Source organism: Leptospira broomii serovar Hurstbridge str. 5399 (assembly GCF_000243715.2).
In the GTDB taxonomy this organism is placed as follows: domain Bacteria; phylum Spirochaetota; class Leptospiria; order Leptospirales; family Leptospiraceae; genus Leptospira_B; species Leptospira_B broomii.
On sequence record NZ_AHMO02000008.1, the window covers coordinates 1,382,181 to 1,400,574 of the forward strand.

17 protein-coding genes are annotated in these 18,394 nt (G+C 42.9%); 10 read left to right on the forward strand and 7 right to left on the reverse strand.

The window, feature by feature from the left end:
- Window positions 1-23: 23 nt before the first annotated feature.
- Together LEP1GSC050_RS12100 and LEP1GSC050_RS12105 are read left to right on the forward strand one after the other, a co-directional pair.
- Window positions 24-1,331: a dicarboxylate/amino acid:cation symporter gene (locus LEP1GSC050_RS12100; protein WP_010571471.1), complete on the forward strand. Its 1,308-nt coding sequence runs from the start codon at window positions 24-26 to the stop codon at window positions 1,329-1,331.
- A gap of 6 nt (window positions 1,332-1,337) precedes the next feature.
- The gene (locus LEP1GSC050_RS12105) at window positions 1,338-2,660 is read left to right on the forward strand and encodes an MATE family efflux transporter (protein ID WP_010571472.1); all 1,323 of its coding nucleotides are present in this window, start codon (window positions 1,338-1,340) and stop codon (window positions 2,658-2,660) included.
- Here the strand turns inward: LEP1GSC050_RS12105 and LEP1GSC050_RS12110 are convergent.
- Window positions 2,632-4,104, reverse strand: a complete 1,473-nt coding sequence (locus LEP1GSC050_RS12110) for an NHL repeat-containing protein (protein ID WP_010571473.1) — start codon at window positions 4,102-4,104, stop codon at window positions 2,632-2,634. The genes LEP1GSC050_RS12105 and LEP1GSC050_RS12110 overlap by 29 nt on opposite strands.
- Window positions 4,071-5,015, reverse strand: coding sequence for a site-2 protease family protein (locus LEP1GSC050_RS12115; protein ID WP_010571474.1), 945 nt, complete (start codon window positions 5,013-5,015; stop codon window positions 4,071-4,073). Before LEP1GSC050_RS12115 ends, LEP1GSC050_RS12110 begins: the two co-directional genes overlap by 34 nt.
- A 138-nt stretch (window positions 5,016-5,153) precedes the next feature.
- Between LEP1GSC050_RS12115 and cysE the strand changes: the two genes are divergently transcribed.
- Both cysE and LEP1GSC050_RS12125 read left to right on the forward strand, forming a co-directional pair.
- On the forward strand, window positions 5,154-5,867 hold the full coding sequence (gene cysE, locus LEP1GSC050_RS12120) for a serine O-acetyltransferase (protein ID WP_010571475.1): 714 nt from the start codon (window positions 5,154-5,156) through the stop codon (window positions 5,865-5,867).
- Between the two features lie 113 nt (window positions 5,868-5,980).
- The gene (locus tag LEP1GSC050_RS12125; RefSeq protein ID WP_010571476.1) at window positions 5,981-6,247 is read left to right on the forward strand and encodes a hypothetical protein; all 267 of its coding nucleotides are present in this window, start codon (window positions 5,981-5,983) and stop codon (window positions 6,245-6,247) included.
- Window positions 6,248-6,316: 69 nt separating this feature from the next.
- Here LEP1GSC050_RS12125 and mpl36 read toward each other — a convergent pair whose 3' ends face one another.
- Window positions 6,317-7,222 carry an RlpA family plasminogen-binding lipoprotein MPL36 gene (mpl36, locus tag LEP1GSC050_RS12130; RefSeq protein ID WP_010571477.1) on the reverse strand — a complete coding sequence of 302 codons (906 nt, stop codon included), beginning with the start codon at window positions 7,220-7,222 and terminating at the stop codon, window positions 6,317-6,319.
- A 110-nt stretch (window positions 7,223-7,332) separates the two neighbouring features.
- Between mpl36 and LEP1GSC050_RS12135 the strand changes: the two genes are divergently transcribed.
- Both LEP1GSC050_RS12135 and LEP1GSC050_RS12140 read left to right on the forward strand, forming a co-directional pair.
- Window positions 7,333-8,241 carry a tetratricopeptide repeat protein gene (locus tag LEP1GSC050_RS12135; RefSeq protein ID WP_010571478.1) on the forward strand — a complete coding sequence of 303 codons (909 nt, stop codon included), beginning with the start codon at window positions 7,333-7,335 and terminating at the stop codon, window positions 8,239-8,241.
- Complete coding sequence (locus LEP1GSC050_RS12140; RefSeq protein WP_010571479.1) at window positions 8,195-9,220, forward strand: tetratricopeptide repeat protein; 1,026 nt, start codon at window positions 8,195-8,197, stop codon at window positions 9,218-9,220. Before LEP1GSC050_RS12135 ends, LEP1GSC050_RS12140 begins: the two co-directional genes overlap by 47 nt.
- Here LEP1GSC050_RS12140 and folP read toward each other — a convergent pair.
- The gene (gene folP / locus LEP1GSC050_RS12145; RefSeq protein ID WP_010571480.1) at window positions 9,217-10,089 is read right to left on the reverse strand and encodes a dihydropteroate synthase; all 873 of its coding nucleotides are present in this window, start codon (window positions 10,087-10,089) and stop codon (window positions 9,217-9,219) included. The genes LEP1GSC050_RS12140 and folP overlap by 4 nt on opposite strands.
- Window positions 10,090-10,171: 82 nt before the next feature.
- On the opposite strand from folP, the gene LEP1GSC050_RS12150 reads away from it, so the two are divergent.
- Genes LEP1GSC050_RS12150 through LEP1GSC050_RS12165 form a run of 4 tightly spaced genes read left to right on the forward strand, consistent with a single transcriptional unit; the run spans window position 10,172 to window position 15,298 of the window.
- Window positions 10,172-12,247, forward strand: a complete 2,076-nt coding sequence (locus LEP1GSC050_RS12150; protein WP_010571481.1) for an OmpA family protein — start codon at window positions 10,172-10,174, stop codon at window positions 12,245-12,247.
- A 9-nt stretch (window positions 12,248-12,256) separates the two neighbouring features.
- A complete protein-coding gene (locus tag LEP1GSC050_RS12155; RefSeq protein WP_010571482.1) occupies window positions 12,257-13,411 on the forward strand; it encodes a DUF1577 domain-containing protein in 1,155 nt (384 codons plus the stop codon).
- A gap of 5 nt (window positions 13,412-13,416) precedes the next feature.
- Window positions 13,417-14,736, forward strand: coding sequence for a histidine--tRNA ligase (gene hisS, locus LEP1GSC050_RS12160; RefSeq protein ID WP_040911327.1), 1,320 nt, complete (start codon window positions 13,417-13,419; stop codon window positions 14,734-14,736).
- A gap of 13 nt (window positions 14,737-14,749) precedes the next feature.
- A complete protein-coding gene (locus tag LEP1GSC050_RS12165; RefSeq protein WP_084695334.1) occupies window positions 14,750-15,298 on the forward strand; it encodes a phosphatase PAP2 family protein in 549 nt (182 codons plus the stop codon).
- Here the strand turns inward: LEP1GSC050_RS12165 and LEP1GSC050_RS12170 are convergent.
- The 3 genes from LEP1GSC050_RS12170 to LEP1GSC050_RS12180 form a co-directional block, all read right to left on the reverse strand.
- A complete protein-coding gene (locus tag LEP1GSC050_RS12170; RefSeq protein ID WP_010571485.1) occupies window positions 15,224-16,414 on the reverse strand; it encodes a Re/Si-specific NAD(P)(+) transhydrogenase subunit alpha in 1,191 nt (396 codons plus the stop codon). The two genes, LEP1GSC050_RS12165 and LEP1GSC050_RS12170, sit on opposite strands and share 75 nt — an antisense overlap.
- 81 nt (window positions 16,415-16,495) lie before the next feature.
- On the reverse strand, window positions 16,496-17,431 hold the full coding sequence (locus tag LEP1GSC050_RS12175) for a UDP-glucuronic acid decarboxylase family protein (RefSeq protein ID WP_010571486.1): 936 nt from the start codon (window positions 17,429-17,431) through the stop codon (window positions 16,496-16,498).
- Window positions 17,424-18,305 carry a M50 family metallopeptidase gene (locus LEP1GSC050_RS12180; protein ID WP_010571487.1) on the reverse strand — a complete coding sequence of 294 codons (882 nt, stop codon included), beginning with the start codon at window positions 18,303-18,305 and terminating at the stop codon, window positions 17,424-17,426. The genes LEP1GSC050_RS12175 and LEP1GSC050_RS12180 overlap by 8 nt, the downstream gene beginning before the upstream one ends.
- Window positions 18,306-18,394 lie beyond the last annotated feature (89 nt).

An 18,394-nucleotide genomic window follows, 5' to 3' on the forward strand; every position in this document is an offset into this window, starting at 1 on the left:
GGAACCGTCCGATTCTGTCGTTCATGTCCACATTTAGCGGAATCAAACGGTTAAATTCAGGCTTAATCTTACTGATTAAAGCTAAACTCTGGCTACGAGTACTAATCGGCTTATTTTCCGGAACGGCAGTCGGGCTTTGCCTAAGCCCGGAATACAAATTTTTGGACATATCCACTAGTTCCATTCTTGCGAATTGGTTGGGTCTGCCGGGACAACTGTTCTTAATTCTCTTACAGATGATAATGATCCCTCTCGTATTCTCCTCTATCCTCTTAGGCGTAAATGCAGGCGAGAGTCTGGAAAATCTAAGGAAATTCGGATCCCAAGTTTTCGTGTATTTTGTCTTTACCACTGTCATTGCTGTAGTGTTAGGAATCACGATCGCAAGTGTCGTAAAACCAGGCAAATATGTTGATGCTGCCGGAATCCCAAAAACGAGTATAGTCTCCAAAATCCCGACCAGTTCTGAACCGCCTAGCATCGAAAAAGTCCCGGACTTACTTCTTTCGATCCTACCTAAAAATCCATTCCAAACTCTGTTCACTGGCGATATGCTAGGAGTTGTCCTTCTTGGAATCCTAGTTGGCGTAGCGTTACTGTCCCTTGGGGAAGAGTCCGCTCGGCCGGTACTAGGATTAATTCAGGCAGTATTTAAAACCAGTATGGTATTTGTAGATTGGGCAATGATGTTAGCCCCGTTTGCAGTTTTCGGACTAATCGCACAGATTACCGCCAAAATCGGATTTAATGTGTTAGTAAGTTTAGGAGTGTACTTCCTATCAGTTCTTGGGGGTTTGCTAGCCGTTCTTATCATGTATTCCATCATACTAATTCTCTTAGCTCGAAAGAACCCTATTTGGTTTTTTAAAAACGCTGGGGAACTCCAGCTCCTAGCTTTTTCCACTTCGAGCTCGGCCGCAGTACTACCGTTTACACTAAAAACCGGCATCGAAAAAATGGGTGTTTCAAAGAGAATAGCGGAGTTTATAATTCCACTCGGAGCAACCATCAATATGGATGGGACCGCTCTTTACCAAGCAACAGCGACAGTCTTCCTAGCACAGGTTTATGGAATCGATTTGACCTTGGCGCAACTGGGTTTCATCATTATTGCCACCGTGATTGCTTCGATCGGAACTCCTAGCACACCTGGGTTAGGGATCGTAATTTTAGCTTCCATTCTGACCGGGGTTGGAATTCCGACTGAGGGAATTGGAATTATCCTCGGAGTTGATAGGTTACTGGATATGTGCCGCACAACTGTAAACGTAACCGGAGACCTTGTAGCATGTAATGTCTTTCAAAAATGGCAAAAAACCGATCCGATATAAACCGTTTTGAAACAAAAATTCTTTCAGCTTACCTTCTATAATATACTTGCGAATCTTTCCGTTCCTTTAGCGGGTTTAGCCGATATTGCCGTATTAGGCCAACTAAACACCCATACTTTTATGGCTGGAGTCGCTTTAGCAAATATCGTTTTTGATTACATATTTTGGAGTTTCGCTTTTTTAAGAATGGGAACAACCGGTTTGACCGCCCAGGCCTTCGGAGCCGGCGACGAATCCAAATCTGATTTAATTCTTTCGCGTTCTTTAATACTCGGACTCGGCATAGGAATAACAATTCTCTTATTCAATCATCCTATTCAAAATTTCGGATTCTTTTTTATAGAGGGTGAAACCGAGGTGAAACTTGCCGGGGCGAGCTACTTTCAGGGGAGAATCGCTAGCGCTCCCGCTACGCTATGTAATTTTGCATTGATGGGCTGGTTTCTAGGAAGATCTCAAAGTAAGATCGTACTATCCGCAACGGTGGTGGCAAACTTAACAAATATTTTATTAAATATTTGGTTCGTACTATATATGCATTGGCAGGCTTTGGGAGCGGGAATTGCGACCACGATCAGCCAGTATTTAATGTTGTTCCTTTTTCTCATTTTCTACTTCGTCGAACGGAAACATCTACCCGGATTTTCCGAGAACGAAGAAAAAGTGTTCTCCACGTCCGGTTTTAAATCTCTGCTTTCCTTAAATACGGATATTCTTTTGAGAACCGTAATGTTAATCACCGCCTTCAGTATTTTTCGTAATTTCAGTTCTTCCTTCGGATCCATTGTATTGGCCGGGAATGCGATTCTACATGAACTCATTCTAGTTGCGGCTTATTGGATAGATGGGGCCGCTGTTGCAACGGAAACTTTGGCCGGAGAAGCGAAAGGAAAAAACGATAAGAAGGAACTCATCTCACTCCTGAAGCTTGCCTTAATATCCGCATTAGGACTCGCCGGTTTCTTTTCCTACTTCGTGATTCAGTTCCCTGATTGGATTTTTCCCTGGATCTCAAGAAGTTCCGAAGTGATAGCTGTTGCCGACACTTATAGATTTTGGCTTGCTCCTGTTTTAATCATCGGATCGATTGCGTTCGTCTTCGATGGGTTCTTTTTAGGATTATCGGACGGACGAACTCTACGCAATGCGATGATCATTAGCACTTTAATTTTTTTTCTACCGATCGCCCTTATTGGAAAAGCCGAAGCAAGCAACCATCTACTTTGGCTATCCTTAAGTTTTTATATGATCGGACGATCTACGACTCTTGGATGGAAAATCTACAAGATGACCGAATCAACTAGTTTTGCCCGAGGTCCGATCCTTTAGGTAAGACTTTTACTTCTATTTCAGCCGGGATCGGTTTCCAAAAATCCGAATCTTTCGCCTTATAGAGAACCGGAGAAGGTAAAGTTCCCCAACCTTCACTTCGATACAAATCCACTACCTCTTCGCTTTTCTGGTAAGTACGAGACGATTCCACCGTTTCCGGTTTAATCGAAGATAATGGAACCCATCCAAAACCTGGAATATACGCGTCCAATGCGTCTTTGAAAACGGGGGAAGATTGATTGGATAAAACTAACGTTCTTACTGAACGAACCGGAAGCCCTGCGTCGAGTAGCGCTTTTTTAAAACTTTCCCAATCGGTTCGAAATAATCGCGCATCAAAGATTTTATCGATAAAGTATGTTCCGTTTTTATCTTTTACTGAAATCGACGTTTTGACAAAGGGGGATAGATCCGTCGGAATTTCTTCTTTTTTCTGAATGAAATCGTCCATGACATAGAATCGAACGTTTGTTGTTCTCGCTTCGAACTGGTATTCTAAGGTTTGATTGCCTTTCGGATCGTCGATCCCTAATTTTTTAGAAAGTCCGCGAGCGCCGGACACGAAATCTCCTTTGAATTTTGGATCTTTGGATTTTAGATTTCGTATTCTTTGGTGTTCCGTTGTTGGAGGAGGAAGTAAGCCGAGCGCCCCGCCTACTAAGCTAGCTTCGTTTAAATTAAATTTAATTTTTACGTTAATCAGGTAGGTAGACTCTCCCGATGCCAGAAATCTATCCGTTTCTACAAATGAGATTTTCTTAATTTCTCTACTTGTACGATCCACTACGAAAATTTTACTTCCTATGATCGCTAAACCTCGAATATCCTTTGTCGGAGTCCTAATCGAGCCTGTGATTCTTCCATTTGCAGGATCATAACGATAGATATTTCCGTCCGACGAATCCGTAACCCAAATACTATTTCGTGCATAGCAGATATCTTTTGGACTAGTCCTATCGGTTAAAAAACCTCCTATGATGGATTGAGTTCCCTTATCATAAACGGAAACTTTCCCAGTATCTGCATCTAGAACATAGAGATAGTTTTGAAAACTCGCTATTCCGCCGATTTTATCGATCGGAATTGCGATCCGATCCGTAACCCCGCCGGTATTCGGTTCCACTTTTAAAATTACCCGCTTTGCCGCCACGAAGACTCTTCCTTCTCTCGAATCAAAACTTAATCCGGAAATGAAGGGGATTCCCAAATTAAAAACTTCCTGTCGCCCCGTCGGATCGACTTTGAAAATCGCTCTGCGCTTACTATCGGCGAACCAAAAGTTAGTACCGTCGTAAGAAAGACCGTACGGACTGTCCGTCAAAGGTATTTCCAAATCGACTTCTTCCTGCGCGACCAGAGTCGCAAGATGAAACGCCGACAAAAAAAGGAATAATGAAAGCGCTAAATTTATTTTCCAAAAAGATTTCGAATTCCGTTCCATATATCTTCTCCCAGATTTGATTGGGGGCTTGCAGCGGTAACGATTTCCATAGGGGAAGGAGTAAAAATTAAAATCAAAGAAAGCAAAATCGCCGCTCCGCAAACCTTTCGGATCCAATCCAAAGGAAATACCGGATCGGAAACAAACGGGTGCTCTACCCTAATGAAATAGTAGATGAGTAATCCCCATAAGATCCACGTGTAATTCCAAAGTGTAAGAACTAGGAATGCAGAAAATAAATAATAGATCCACTTACGATATCCTTCTCCAAAGATCGCATAAATCACATGGCCGCCGTCTAACTGACCAAAAGGTAGCAAATTGATCGCAGTAACTAACAGCCCGACCCATCCCGCGAACGCTAATGGATGAATTTGCACCTCGTACAAGTTGGAATCGAAAGGTCCGAGTACGAATTGATTTGCCCAACTCACGAAAAGGCTCTCACCGAATCGGACTTGGAAAGCCGCCGGATTAGATCCTAGAGCATTCGTAAGATCGCTGATCGGCACCAAATGAGAATATTTAAGTCCGATAAAATAGCAAGGCACCGAGAGGATAAGACTCATCGCCGGTCCCCAAATCCCGATATCGAAGAGCTGTTTTTTATCTCGAATCGGTTCCTTAATTTTAATAACTGCACCCATTGTTCCGACGGGGGAGATAGGCATCGGAATAAAATACGGTAGAGTCGCTCTGATGCCGTAATACCTGGCTGCTAAATAATGACCCATCTCGTGACAAAGAAGAATTCCTAGAACGGGTAAAGAATATAAGTATCGATCCTGAAGTGTGGAACGAATCCAATCCCATCCTAAAAAAGGAAGATTAAAGGTCTCTTCTTGAAATGTAAGAGTCAAAAATGTAAGTAGGAAGAGGATTATATGAAGTCCGTATTTGGGTCTTTCCAATGAGTTACTTCCTTTACTATAGTCTAAAGTAGACCTGCTATTTTGAGAGAACGATTCCTTCTTTACACATAAAGGAACCACACATAGGGTTTCCGATAGGAGCCTTCACGGCAAGCGCGAAAGGAAAAGGATATTAGGTTGTTCGACAATATCAAAGCAATCCGAAAAAATGATCCGGCAGCAAAGTCTTATCTTGAAATAGTCCTCTGTTATCCTGGGTTACACGCCCTTTGGTTTCATTCCTTAGCGCATTTTTTGTATAAAATTAACCTACCTTTGATTCCCCGGATCATCAATACCTTTGCCCGATTTTTAACTGGGGTTGATATTCATCCGGGAGCCAGAATATCTCCCGGTATCTTCATCGATCATGGACACGGAGTGGTGATCGGAGAAACGGCCGAAATCGGAACCGGATGCTTGATTTTACAAGGTGTGACGCTCGGTGGAACGGGAAAAGAAACAGGAAAACGCCATCCTACGCTGAAAGAGAACGTGGTAGTCGGTGCCGGCGCCAAAATTCTAGGAAATATCATAATAGAAAAGAATGTGCGAATCGGAGCCGGATCTGTCGTGCTCAGAGATGTTCCGCCCGATTGCACCGTCGTTGGAGTACCCGGAAAGGTCGTGCGCTCTAAGGTGGATTTCGGAGAAAAGGGGGAGCGGATGTTGGATCACAATGAACTTCCGGATCCGATCGCCAGAATCTTTTCCATTTTGGTAGAGAAAATCGACACTCTCCATAAGGAAGTAAACGAACTGTATGCCAGGGAGAATCTCAAAACGCAGAGAGTTCCTCCCAAAAAAAATGACGATGAATTGAACGAATATATCCATGGAGACGGCATTTAATTTAATTTTGTCACGAAATTTTTCGTAGCCGGAAACTTTTTGACATTCTCCCTTCGAGAGAAATTCTACGTTCGGATTCTTTCGGAAAGGAATTTCCGGAAGATCGAGGTTTTATGCTTATTAAAAGAAAAGTCAATTTTTTTCTAACTCTAACGTTACTCAGCTTCTTCCCTTTGGTGAATTGCAATCTTTTGGTAAGCAATGAGCAACTTTGCGCTAGCGATCTGAAGAATTACGACGAATGCTATACTCTATTACTTATTTCATCTCCTGCCTGCGGTCAGGGAGTCGGAACTTGCACGATCGGATATATCGAATTAGCAAAAACGATCTGTGCCGGCAGAATGAAGCTCCAAAGCTGTCGGGCTCATAGAGATTAACGCACCGAAAAATAAAAACGCCTCCGACCTGGAGGCGTTTTCTCGATAGAGGTTTGCGATTAGAATCAGTTATTTTTGCGGGATAAAACAATCCACTCCATCTTCTTTCAATTTTGTTTTTAAAACGCCCGCCTTCGCTTTATCAGCAAAATCACCCATTTGCAAAACGAACATACCGTCTCTTTCAAACAGATATACTTTTTCGCCGTATTCTGCCGAAAGATTTTTACGATAATTCTCAGCTAACTGGCTATTGCGGAAAACTCCGACCTGAACTGTTTGACCCTTTGGAGCGCCTTTTACTAAAGGAGCCGGTGTAACGACGGTCTTTTTCGGAGTGAGCTTTTCCGGTTTTGAATCGTTTAAAAGAGCTTCTTCATCGTCGGCGTTTTCCAAATCTTCGGATTCGTCTTTTCCACCCTTACTGACTACTTTAAGTCCGACCCGGGCAATACCAACGTCTTTAAAGTCCAGTGTCTCTGCGGCCTTCTCAGATAAATCTATGATCCTGTCTTTTGCGAAGGGCCCCCTATCATTGACACGCACCAAAACTTCCTTATCGTTTTCTAAGTTTTTTACTTTTACGACTGAACCGAGAGGCAAGCTCGGGTGGGCCGCCGTGAGCTTCGTTTTATCAAAGGTCTCTCCACTCGCCGTCGGTTTTCCATGAAATTTCGGTCCGTACCAGGAAGAGTATCCTATTTCATCAAAATCACCTTCGGAAGATTTTTTGGTGGGGAGAGTCGCTTTTACAGGTTTGTTATCTGCAAGTAAATCATCCAGGCTTCGTTGCTTGGTACTAGCCGAATTTTGGGCCAGAGCCATATCTTTCTTGGATTCCTGGTCCATCGGCGCAATTTCCTTTTCGAAGAAAATTTCTGACGGATCTCCTGACGCGCTGATGTTTCGTCTTGGTTCTACGGATGCGCAGGCCGTAATTGTGGTTAGTGCGACGATTGCGGAAAATCGTTTCATTATATGACCTCAGTCGAGATTCTTTCCTTTTTATTTTCGGAAGAAACGGGAAATCACATAAAGACTTTTTCCGATTGCGTAATTCTAGGTCGCGGTCGATACTCTTAGGTATGGCGGAACCGGAATCCAGGAAGAAATTCAATGTAGCTCTACAGCTGGAAAAACAGGGAAAAATCTCTCAAGCCGTAAAAGTCTACGGTGAAATATTGCAGTTGGAACCGGGTTTTCAAAAAGCATACCTGAACTTAGGTGCTCTTTATTCTCGTATGGGGGATTCCGAAACTGCGATTCGGACCTATCAAAAAGCCCTTGAACTTGGAAAAACGACCGAACTTTACTATAACCTTGGCGTAGAATTTTATCGCCTTAACAGTTTAGAAGCAGCCATAAAGGCTCTGAAGAATTCACTCGAACTAAATAAAAGATACTTAAATTCCCATCTTCTGCTCGCCTACTGCTATAAACAACTCGAACGCCCCGAGAAATCGGAACTATATTTAAAGAATGCTTTAAAAATCGATCCGAAGAATAAGACCGCTCTGTCCGCGTTGGCTACCATCTATTTCGATACGGAGCGATGGGAAGAAGCCTTGGACGCCGCCAACTCGGCCCTTGCCGTACAGCCTGATGATCCTCGAATGGAAATTCTGCTTACTGAAATACACGTAAAATTGGGTAATTTTAAACAATCATTCGAAACTCTTAAAAAAGTTACGACTACTGCTCAAGGGTTCGTAAAATTCTCAAACTCGATCAAGGAAGCTAAAGAAAAACCGAAACCTGAGGAAAAAATATTCTTCGATAATTTAGAGTCCTTAACCCGAAAAAAGCTTAGCGAATTTAAAGATAAACTAATCCTGTCAAAGGAGAATCCGGAAGACTTCGAAGCGCCGGAGTCACAGGACGCGCTTGATCTTTCCCTGATGTATCTTTTTCATGGAGATACTGAACGCGCTTTAAAGTATTTACTCTATGCTCAAAAGAATTTGGAAGAGAATCAAACCTCGGAAGCGTCCTAGCTATTCGCTAGTCATATTTCCTTTTTTCATATTTGTCGGTTCCTGTCTTTATCCGGTTCGTTACGCCGAAACTCTGGAAAACGACTCCGGGTTTATCTATCTTTCCTCTCAACTATTTCCTCGAGAAATCGTGGATTCGATTAAGAATCCTTGGGAAGCTAGATCTCAGAGGGGAAAAGCCTCGCTAGTCAACGACAGGAATAACCTCGGAATTCTCTTAGCCAAAAATTCACTTTTGGATGACGCGGAAATTGAATTTTCCGAGGCACATAAGCTTGCTCCCTCCGATCCGATTCCCGTTTTAAATTTGATTCGTCTGTATTATCTCGTAGACGATGTCTCGGAATGCAAAACCTTTCTGTCAGGATATCTCAAGGCCGTTTCTCCTATAAATCGAAGCAAGGTGGAAAAAATCCTCCAGGATAACCAAAGAGAGGAAGAATTAGTTATCTATTGGGATGCCCTCTCTAACATTCCGGGTCAGGAAGTTCACGCTTGGAACGGGCTTGCGGATCATTTTTTTCGAAAACAAGATTGGCCTAAGAGTTATTTTTACCTGGAAAAAATCCTTCAACTAAGTCCGTATCACAAAAACGCGCGCGGTTTGATGCTTCAGATGGCTAATAATTTAGAAAAATGGGATGAAGCAATCGTCTTCGGTTTAAGCTTAGTGCGAACCGGAGAGAGAATCCCGGATTTGGAATATTATCTTGCCCATGCATATTCCGAAAAAAAGAGATATGACGAGGCTCTTGTATGGATCGGGAAAGTTCCGGAAAATGAAAGAGAAAATATCCGTTTCTTGGATTTATGGAAGACTTGTTTATTATCTAAAAACCCTAAGGCTGACCTTACCCCTTTAGTTCCCTATTTTAAAAAATTGAGAACGCTAGGTTTGCAAATCTCGCAGGAAGACTTTTTGCCGACGACGACTCCGGAAGGAAAAGAAGCAGCCGATCGAAACATTTGGGGTCGCTAAAATTCTCCATTAGATAATTTCCAAATATTTATCGCTCTTATTAAATTTAAGGGGGAGTGAGTCCGGATAATCGGGACTTTTTTTAACCAAAGATACAATTCACAAACCGTAGTAGGAACCTCCCTATCTTCCACGGGAATTCCTCCTAATGCATTCCCTAAAAAGGATTTTCGAGTTACTGACAGCATTAGTTGCGGAAACTCCTGTATAAGCTTTTCCACGGACGCAAGAACTGCAAAACTTACTTTAGGATCGGGGCTAAGAAAAAAACCCATTCCCGGATCGAATATAATTCTATCTTCAGGAACGTTTAAGTCGGCTAGTTGGCTCTTCTTTTCGCGGAAGAAGGAAAAAATCTCGGATAAAACGGATTCCGGTAAAAGATGCGACTCGGGTGCTGCTCTTTGGCCGCGGTCGTGTGAATACATTAAAATAAATCTCGTCGACAGAAGCCTAGACTCGCGCAATACTTTTAGGCTTTCTTCGTCTGAGAAACCTCGAATATTATTTATATACTCAACCCCAAAAGATATAGCTCTATGCATGACCTCAGGCGTGAAAGTGTCAACTGAGATCGGAATTTTCCGGGCTTTCAATTCTAGAACCACCTTTTCCATCCGCTCCCATTCAGTGTGAGGATCCACCCACCCGGCCTTTACATTCGAGGATTGCGCTCCGATATCGATGACGTCGGCTCCCTCCTGCACTAAAGATAGAGCTTTTTCAATTGCAAGGTCGGAATCTATGTACTTGCCTCCGTCCGAAAATGAATCCGAAGTAATGTTCAGAACGCCGAAAATCAAAGGCTTTGGAGGAAAATCCGGTCGATTCTCCCTTCCGTTCTGAGGGTTCTTGCTTAGAGTTTCCATATTGATCCCTGCCGGTTTCCTTCCGATACTATATTTATGAAGAGGAAAATCCAGGGATTTTCCCGCTACGAGAATAAACCCTATGCTATTTTATAATCAAAAAACGAACGCTATATTTCTATATGTCCTTACGGTTTTTCTCTTGTTCGGAGTCAGCTTCTCTTTCTCCGGACAGGCCGGGGCACAGCCGCTGCCTCCTCTGGCGGAACGACCATTTGGTCCTCCCTTAAACACTCAAAATGACGAATACAATCCAATCATTAGCCCTGACGGTCGATATCTGGTATTTCAATCCAACCGACCGGGAGGAGAAGGAGAAATGGATTTATGGTTAGCGGAAAATGCGAATTATAAAAGCAGAGATGGGGAAGCCGATTGGCGGAAACCCGTAAATTTAAATCAGGATATTTGGGAAAAAAATAAGAAGGAATTGCCCGCCGGTGAAAAACCCGCCAAACTTTTAAATACCGACAAATTTGAGGGAGGAATCTCGATCCGATTCGATGATTTCGGCAATCCGTCGGAAATTTTTTTCACATCCGTAAAAAACGAAAAAGCCGAGAGATCCGGCTACGATGCATTAAATATTTATTATACGAAGAGGGACGAAAAGACCAAACTATGGATCGACCCGATCCCTGTTCCCGAAATCAATTCCAACTTTAACGATAAGATGCCTGCAATTTCTCCGGACGGAAGATTTCTTATTTTCGCCTCGGATAGACCGGGAGGTTACGGAGAATACGATTTATGGGTGAGCTATCGAAATCTATCGAACGGTTCTTGGTCTTCTCCGGTAAATATGGGTGGAACCGTAAATTCAAAGGCTAGCGAAATCCTGCCGTACATACATCCCGACGGAGAGCAGCTTTACTTTTCGACCAATCGAGAGAATGAAAGAAAAAAGTTTTCGCTGTTTCGCATTTTCTTAAACCTACCTTCCACCCCGGATATGGAAGATGAGGAGGATAAAACCTCTGTTTCAAAAACGTCGCTTCCTTACCCTGTTCCGGATGTTGCAAGTCTTGAGAAACTGCCGTTTCCTTTCAATCTCGACGCAAATGAAGGAATCGATTCCGAAGGAATTTCTTTCGATCGGGAAGGGGTTTGGGCATATATTTCTTCGAACAGAATGGGAGGTCAGGGTCAATATGATATCTATAGATTTCAAGTACCTGAATCTCTTCGAAATTCGTATGATGTAACTTTCGAAGGATTAGTACTGGACGGTTCGGAGGCGACGATGATCGGCCTCGACGCAACGATAAAAATTTCGGATTCGATCGGACCGAATCGGACCATTACTTCTAAACGAATCGGCGGAGATCTATCAAAAGGAACTCCTTCAAACTTCAAAACGGTTCTAAAGACCGGACGTGTTTACAAAGTAGAAATATCTTCTCCCGGTTTTTATCCGACAGAAGATAAATTGGATCTACGTGGAAATATCGAGCGAGGAAAGAAAATTTATAAATCTTATGTCCTGCTTCCTATTAAAGACGAAGAGAAAGGTAAAACACAGTCTCAGACTTTTGATGAAAGCAAAAAATTTAAGGGAATGAAGGTAGTCGTAGTCGATGCTACGACAAAAGAACCGATTCCTGGAGCAAGCGCTACAGTATTTACTCCGAAGAATCGTCAAGGAGAAGTGTTAAAATACAACAATGAAGAAAAAAATTTCCACCTTCCGTCGATTCCTGACACGGATTTTGAAATATTCGCCAAGGCTGAGAAATATATTTCCGAAAGTGTCAACGTCCTTAAAACGAACGCTAGAGACGGGTCAATAATTTCTATCGCGTTAAGGCAAGAAACTGATGTTCCGGTTGTTCTAGGTATGAAGCTCTACTTTGAATTCAATAAAACAAGTCTGACTGACGGACATCGAAAGCAATTAGATCTACTTGTAGATTACCTGAAAAAGAATACGTCGGATAAAGTAGAAATCGGGGGCCATACCGATAATATCGCCTCCAAAGAATACAACACGCGCTTAAGCGGAAAACGAGCGCGGAATGTCTACGACTATGTCCGGACAAAGGGTATCCAATCAAGCCGATTAAAAACTCGAGCTTATTGGTATTCCAGGCCGGATGAAGATAACTCGACCGAACAAGGTAGAGCTAAAAATAGGAGAGTGGACTTCCGGAAGCTCTAAGGAGAACCGATGGAAGTCGAATATCGATCCTTCCTCCAGTCACCGAGGGTTTGGGATAAAATAACGGACCCTACCAAGGTAGGTTATATCATTAAGGAATATGTACATAATAACGGCCTATTCCTGAAGGAAAACCCGTTAAAACAAGAACTACAAATTCTTCAGCATTCTCCCGACGGTAAAATTCATTTACGAATCGATCCGAATTTCGTTAATCACGTAGATGAAATTACCGTTTATAAAACTCTTAGTAAACATATGGAGATTGGCTTTAAAGTCGAGACCGTTCATGAAGAAAGCGGTATAGCAATCTGCTCGCCCGAATACGTAAAGATCGCAAAGGATGGGAGAATTTCTCCAAGAATCGAAGGCCTAGCAGGTAAAGTAGTGGCTCACAGATTCCACACGCTAAAGAAAGAACAGGACTCCACCAAAGTGTTAGGAACCTCGGGTCAAATATTACTGACCGATTTACATCGTAATATCCTTTCCGACTTTCCTGGATCGCGTCTGATTTTCCAGGCCGGCCGAGAATTAACCCCTGAACAGGAATTAGTAAAACGGACGGGTAAGGCGATCTTCATTTCCGATGCGATTTCTCTGGAACAACCGCCTTCCGATTCATTGGGCGATTTCGGGATAGTTGACTTGAAGCGGGAATTGGAAGAAGAAATGATTCTGGAGGACAGAATCAAGGCCTATAGACTTGGCAAAGTAAAATCGTTCGTCCTAGTCCCCATATTTTACAAAGATTCTCTAGGCGACAAATTGGTAGCCCTTGGATATGCAGATTCTAAGGAAGCCCCTTTAGATCCTTCCATTTTAAAGAAATACAGCGAACTTGAACAGATTTTCAATAGCCGAATAGAGGATTCGAACACTCTCGATATAGACATCCGTCAAAACGTAGTAAACGCCTCAGAAGGGGGAATTCTTCTAGAAGTCACTGAATCGCAGTTAGTGGAGTCTTTTCTGCATAAACCTTTCTTTACAGCCGACTTAACCTTCAAAATGCAAGCGCCGCTTAGGTTTGCTTTTAAAATCCGACATATTTCTCAGCTCGGGGAAATTTATCTGGTCGGTGCAGAAATAGTTGGCTCCAACGATGCCAAGGCGAATATGACTCTATTAAAGAAGAATCTAAGCTTCGTTAAGAGCCTTTAAGCGCCTTGGAAAAACAAAAATCCTTTTTACCTACAGCCCCTTATAAGGGCACGAGAGACTTTTATCCGGAAGATATGCACTTCCGCAACTGGATGTTTTCAGTTATGCGGGAGGTCGTCTTATCTTTCGGGTACCAGGAATACGACGGTCCTATTTTAGAATCATTCGATCTTTATAAAGCGAAGAGCGGAGAAGAAATCGTTCAAAGGCAACTTTACGATTTTACCGACAAGGGGGATAGGCACGTCGCAATTCGGCCGGAAATGACACCTACCCTAGCAAGAATGGTGGCCGGACAAGTCAGAAATCTTGCTAAACCTATCCGTTGGTTTTCCATTCCAAATCTTTGGAGATACGAGCAGCCAGGCAAGGGAAGATTAAGAGAACATTGGCAATTAAATGTCGATCTTTTCGGAGTAGCTTCTTACAGAGCCGAAGTGGAAATCCTTCTAATAGCCGATTCGATTTTAAAGCGGTTCGGAGCTCCCGAAGGTAGTTATCAAATAAAAGTGTCCCATCGAGGAATTTTAGATTCGTTTTTAGGCAAATCACTATCCTTGCCTAAAGAAAAGAGCCAGGCTATTTCGAAGCTTTTGGACAAAAAAGCAAAAATTTCTCGGGAAGCATTCGAAGAGGAAATTAAGCCATTATTGACCGATCCGAATAAACAATTACCGCTGATTTATTCCTATCTGGATAGCACTGTAAATAGTTTAGAGAATTTTGATGGAATTGACGTCGAGGCCCTTGCATTCGTACGGAAGTTATTTAACGATCTAAAAGTTCTTGGAATCGAGAAACAAATCATCTTCGATCCTTCCATTATTAGAGGTTTTGATTATTATACAGGATGTATTTTCGAAGTCTTTGATACGAATCCGGAAAATCGAAGATCCCTTTACGGTGGCGGTCGATACGATAATCTAATCGGCCTTTTTTCCAACGACCAACTGACAGGAATCGGTTTTGGCCTCGGGGATGTTACATTTAAGAGCTTCCTAGAAGGTCACAATCTTGTTCCGAATTTAAATAGGAATGATACGGTTTTTATTCCGGTCATGGAGGAACTCCTCTTTCCCGAAGTCTTGAAGTTAGCGGACCTCCTTCGTAAGGAAGGCATAAAGGTGGAAACTATGCTTGAGGCGGGTAAAGTCGGAAAGCAAATTCAGACAGCGGAGAAAAAAGGATATCGATACGTTATCTTTCTCGGCGAATCCGAGATCGCCAAGAAAGAAGTACAGCTCAAAGACTTACGATCAGGGGAACAGCTTATTATCTCCCGTAATGATCTCTCTTCGAAATTAAAGGATTCCTTACTTGGTTAAGGAAGTTACCAAGATAAGGGGTATATTGGGAAGAGCGGATTACGCTGCAGCCAAATTTATTCGCGAAAGACTCCATTATCCATGGCTAAACCATATTTTATCGCGAATAAATCGCGGAGAAATGATGCTTTTAATCATCGCACCATATCTTGCGTACGCAACATGGATAGGTAGTCTACCGCATCCTTGGTGGATTGTACTTCCGTATACAGGTTTAGTGGCTTATGCGAACGATCGATTCGTTTTATTTTTGAAGAAAGCGATTTCACGGAAAAGACCTTTGATAACGGTCGTAGGTAAAGTCGATGGAAATCCGGACATGAAACATTCGTTTCCGTCGGCCCACGCATCCAATTCGATGACTGCGGCAATTTTGCTGGTATTCTTATTTGGTTTCCCGGAATGGTTTTTACTACTAAGCCTGTTGGCAGGGATAGGGAGATTGCTATCCCTGCATCACTTTCCGAGCGATGTGCTCGGAGGTTGGCTAATTGGGAGTGGATTCGGCTTTTTGGGTTTTCTTCTTGGCAGGAGTCTTATTTCCCTGTTTACCGGAACCTAAAGCATCCAGAGTAAGCTTATGACGAATTTCTCCGTTAAACGCAATCGTAGTCGAAGAAAGAATCTCGTCGTTTAAGTCTAAGTTTATCTTCTTTTCTTTAAGTAGAAGCTTTAAGAAATTAAGAATATTCTTAGCAAACATTCTAGACGCATCGCCTGGAAGAGAGCCCGGTAAATTAAGATGCCCTATTACGGATACTCCGTTCTTTGTCAGGACCGTTTTACCGTGTTGAGTGTATTCGCAGTTTCCACCCATACTAGATGCTAAGTCTACGATCACCGAACCGGCTTTCATTCTTTCTACTATTTTCTTCGTAATAAGAACCGGTGCTTTGCGTCCCGGAATAAGTGCCGTCGTAATGATAGCGTCGGCCTTTCCTGCAAACTTATCGATCGCTTCTTGCTGCTTCTTTTTGTATTCTTCGGTTTGTTCAACGGCGTACCCGCCTGCTGCCGCAGAATGGCGAGCGCCTTCTACTTCGACAAATTTTGCGCCCAGCGATTGAACTTGCTCTTTCACTTCCGGACGGGTATCGAATACATCCACTACGGCGCCCAATCTTCTAGAAGTCGCTATCGCTTGAAGACCTGCGACTCCTGCCCCTATGATCAAAACGGATGCCGGTGTAATCGTTCCGGCCGCAGTCGTCAACATCGGAAAGAATCGGGTGAGATGCGTTGCCGCTAATAGGACTGCTTTATAACCTGAAACAGTGGCCTGCGAAGAAAGGACATCCATGGATTGCGCTCTGGTTATACGAGCAATCGCATCCAAACTAATCAAAGTAACATGTTGAGATGCCAATTTTTTTACTATTTGTGCATTCACTGCCGGCTGGAACATCCCCAAATAGATTCCGCCTTTCTTAATTTTTGAAAGTGTGGATCCGTCCGCTAAATGAATGCTTGTTACGATATCCGATTTCTTAAGAATATCCGGGCGAGAAACGATCGTTGCTCCGGCTTTTTTATAATCTTCGTCCGAAAAGTAAGATGATTCTCCAGCCCCCTTTTCAACGAAAACTGAGGCCCCGATTTTTTTGAGGGCATCAACTACGTCGGGGGTTACCGCTACCCGGGTTTCTTCCTTCGCTTCTTTTAGTACTCCGATGTTCATACAGCCTGCTCGAAAATTAAGTTTTTCGGTTCATTTCCCTTTAATTTGGGAAAAGTACGTCCAGATTTTCCCGGTGAACGATTAATCCAAGTGATTTTTGAAATACTCGACTGTTTTCCGGATTCCGTCTTTTAACGCGACTTTCGGTTCATATCCCAGTTTCTGTCTTGCAAGACTCAGATCCGGCTTTCGACGTGATGGGTCGTCTTGGGGCAGAGGTTTGTATACGATTTTGGACGAAGATCCTATTTCCTGAATCACTAATTCGGCTAATTCCTTTACGGTAAATTCGCCATCGTTGCCAAGATTGACGGGACCGATAAAATCGGGTGTGTCCATCATTTTGATTATGCCTTCCACTAAATCATCTACATAACAAAAGGATCTAGTTTGAGATCCGTCTCCATAGATGGTGATGTCTTTTCCTGCCAACGCCTGCACGACAAAGTTGCTCACAACTCGGCCGTCATCAGGCAGCATTCTAGGACCATAGGTGTTAAAAATTCGAATGACTCGAATATCGACCTTATGATTTCTATGATAGTCGAAGCAAAGAGTTTCGGCCACCCTCTTACCTTCGTCATAACAACTTCGAATTCCTATCGGGTTTACATTCCCCCAATACGACTCTTTTTGCGGGTGTTCCAACGGATTTCCGTAAACTTCGCTGGTCGACGCTTGTAGAATTCTTGCTTTTACCCGTTTGGCTATACCTAGGGCGTTCATCGTTCCTAGAACGTTCGTCTTAATAGTTTTGATCGCGTTCGATTGATAATGTACGGGACTTGCTGGACAAGCAAAGTTATAAATTTTATCCACTTCCAATCGAATCGGTTCCGTTATATCATGACGAATTAATTCGAAGCGCGAGTTGTTTAGAAGTTTTTCAACATTCTCTTTTCGGCCCGTATGAAAATTATCTAGGCAGATAACTTCGTGCCCTTGATTGATCAACCTCTCGCAAAGGTGAGATCCGATAAAACCGGCTCCACCAGTGACTAAAACTCTACTAACCATCTAATTTCTCTAAATCTTTAAACTCGGGTGACAAAGGTTTACCATTCAAATCCAAGCCGCGGCTTAAAAACCAATCCAGAACTTCAGGCGTTACTTCCCCCGGAAAAGGAGATTCTTCGTTATTTTCGCCTGACATTGAAGACTCAGGTAAAAATTCTTCCAAGCTCGGATCTCGAACCGGAACTACGGCACGTTTCAAGGAAAAGAATATGATGGATACGCTAAAAAAAGACCAGAGGAGAGCAATCAAATATCCCAGAAATACGACTGATTTAGGAGTTGCTTTTTTCGGATCAGATCCTGTGGCCCAGTAAGCTAAAATTCCAGCGTCGGTATTTTGAATATTTTCCGTAAAATCTAAGAGATCATAAAGACTGTATAACGTTACGCTTGTTCCGAGAAAGACCGTAACTAATCGGTCCCAACCGAAAGGTAAAAAAGCGGAGACTAGTACGAATATTCCCCAGGAAAGTCCTGTCTTTTGCGCAAGACTTCCAGCAGACGTATATTTCAACGTTAGTAGTAATACCGCGCCGCCCAGTATCAAAAGGGTCGGTCTGACCAGTCTGCCTTTGAATCCTCGATTTAATAAAAATCCCCCGACTATACAACACCCTAAATAACCTGCCGATACTACGAAAACGAAAGGGCCTTTTCCCGCAAGCGGGGAGGCGATGGTTTGTCCGGATTCGTCACCTTGAAGTTCGATAGTTTGGACGCTTCCACCGGTAAGTAACGTTGCTGTCGCATGGCCGACTTCGTGAATTAATACTACGAAGTCCTTTAAGTAGGATACCCATCCGTGATTCCAGTACGAAAGCAAGGTCGCGACAATAGCCAACAGAAGCGCGAGTCGTAGGAAACGATTCTCCATCCTACTATGATTATCGGCAAATCGGGAAATGAGAATTGCAAGAATTCAAGACCGAAATTTTAAAAAAGAAACCCTCAAAGTTAGAATAT